This is a genomic window from Azospirillum sp. B506 (genome assembly GCF_000333595.1).
Lineage (GTDB): Bacteria > Pseudomonadota > Alphaproteobacteria > Azospirillales > Azospirillaceae > Azospirillum.
Map to the genome: position 1 here is coordinate 1 of NZ_BADK01000902.1, position 1820 is coordinate 1820.

2 protein-coding genes are annotated in these 1820 nt (G+C 69.3%); both read left to right on the top strand.

The window, feature by feature from the left end; genetic code table 11:
- Positions 1 to 481 (top strand): aldehyde dehydrogenase family protein (locus I71_RS27970; RefSeq protein WP_042701846.1); only part of this gene is annotated, 481 nt, incomplete at its 5' end.
- A gap of 78 nt (positions 482 to 559) precedes the next feature.
- A partial coding sequence (locus tag I71_RS27975) for a choline dehydrogenase (protein ID WP_042701849.1) occupies positions 560 to 1820 on the top strand: 1261 nt, incomplete at its 3' end.

A 1820-nucleotide genomic window follows, 5' to 3' on the forward strand; every position in this document is an offset into this window, starting at 1 on the left:
CGCCCACCGCGACAAGGTGCTGCGCTGCATCGAAGCCGGCAAGGCGGAGGGCGCGCGGCTGCTGGCCGGCGGCGGCGTGCCGGAGGGGGCTGCCTTCGCACGCGGCGCCTATGTGGCGCCGACCGTCTTCACCGATTGCCACGACGGCATGTCCATCGTGCGCGAGGAAATTTTCGGCCCGGTCCTGTCGCTCCTGACCTTCGATGACGAGGAGGAGGTCATCGGCCGTGCCAACGCCAGCAGCTACGGCCTTGCCGCCGGGCTGGTCACCGGCGATCTGGCCCGCGCCCACCGGGTGATCCACCGGCTGGAGGCCGGCATCTGCTGGATCAACGCCTGGGGGGAATCGCCGCCGGAAATGCCTGTCGGCGGCTTCAAGCAGTCGGGCATCGGCCGCGAGAACGGGGTCGAGACGCTCGACCATTACACCCGCCTCAAGTCGGTCCAGGTCGAGTTGGGACCCTACGCCTCGGTGTTCTGAGGCCGATTTTTACTGAAGGGGTGTTCGATGTCGAACCAACCAACCTCCGGTGCCGCTGCGCCGGAGACCGGCACCGCCATGCCTTCCATCGCCCAGGCGGTGCGCGAGTATGACTACATCATCGTCGGCGCCGGATCGGCTGGCAATGTGCTGGCCTGCCGCCTGACCGAGGATGCCGGCGTCAGCGTCCTGCTGCTGGAGGCGGGCGGACCCGACCACCGGCTGGACTACCGCACCCAGATGCCGGCGGCGCTGGCCTTTCCGCTGCAGGGCCGCCGCTACAACTGGGCCTACGAGACCGAACCCGAACCGCACATGGACAACCGCCGGATGGAGTGCGGGCGCGGCAAGGGGCTGGGCGGGTCGTCGCTGATCAACGGCATGTGCTACATCCGCGGCAACGCGCTGGATTATGACGGCTGGGCCGAGCTGCCGGGTCTGGAGGACTGGAGCTATCTCGACTGCCTGCCCTATTTCCGCAAGGCGGAGACGCGCGACGCCGGCCCCAACGCCTATCACGGCGGCGACGGCCCTCTCTTCGTCACCACCGCCAAGCCGGGCGTCAACCCGCTCTACGAGGCGATGGTGGAGGCCGGGGCGCAGGCCGGCTATGGCCGCACCGACGATCTGAACGGCTACCGCCAGGAGGGCTTCGGCCCGATGGACCGCACGGTGACCGCGCGGGGGCGGCGCTGCAGCACGGCTCGTGGCTATCTCGACCGGGCGCGGGAGCGTCCGGGCCTGACCATCGTCACCCACGCGCTGACCGACCGCATCCTGTTCGACGGGCGTCGCGCCGTCGGCGTCGCCTATCTGCGCAACGGCACGCCGGTGACGGCGCGGGCGCGGCGGGAGGTGTTGCTGTGCGCCGGGGCCATCGCCTCCCCGGCGATCCTGCAACGGTCGGGGGTGGGACCGTCGCCGCTGCTGCGCGAGCTGGGGGTGGAGACGGTGCTCGATCTGCCGGGGGTCGGCGGCGATCTGCAGGACCATCTGGAGATGTATATCCAGTATCATTGCCGGCAGCCGGTTTCGCTCTATCCCGCGTTGAAATGGTGGAACCAGCCGGCCATCGGCGCCGAATGGCTGTTCCTGGGCACCGGCATCGGCGCCAGCAACCAGTTCGAGGCCGGCGGCTTCATCCGCACCGGCGACGACGTGCCCTGGCCCAACATCCAGTATCATTTCCTCCCCGTCGCCATCAGCTACAACGGCACCAATGCGGTGGAGGCGCATGGCTTCCAGGCCCATGTCGGCTCGATGCGCTCGCCCAGCAAGGGCCGCGTCCATGCCCGCTCGCGCGATCCCGGGCAGGCGCCGAGCATCCTGTTCAACTATA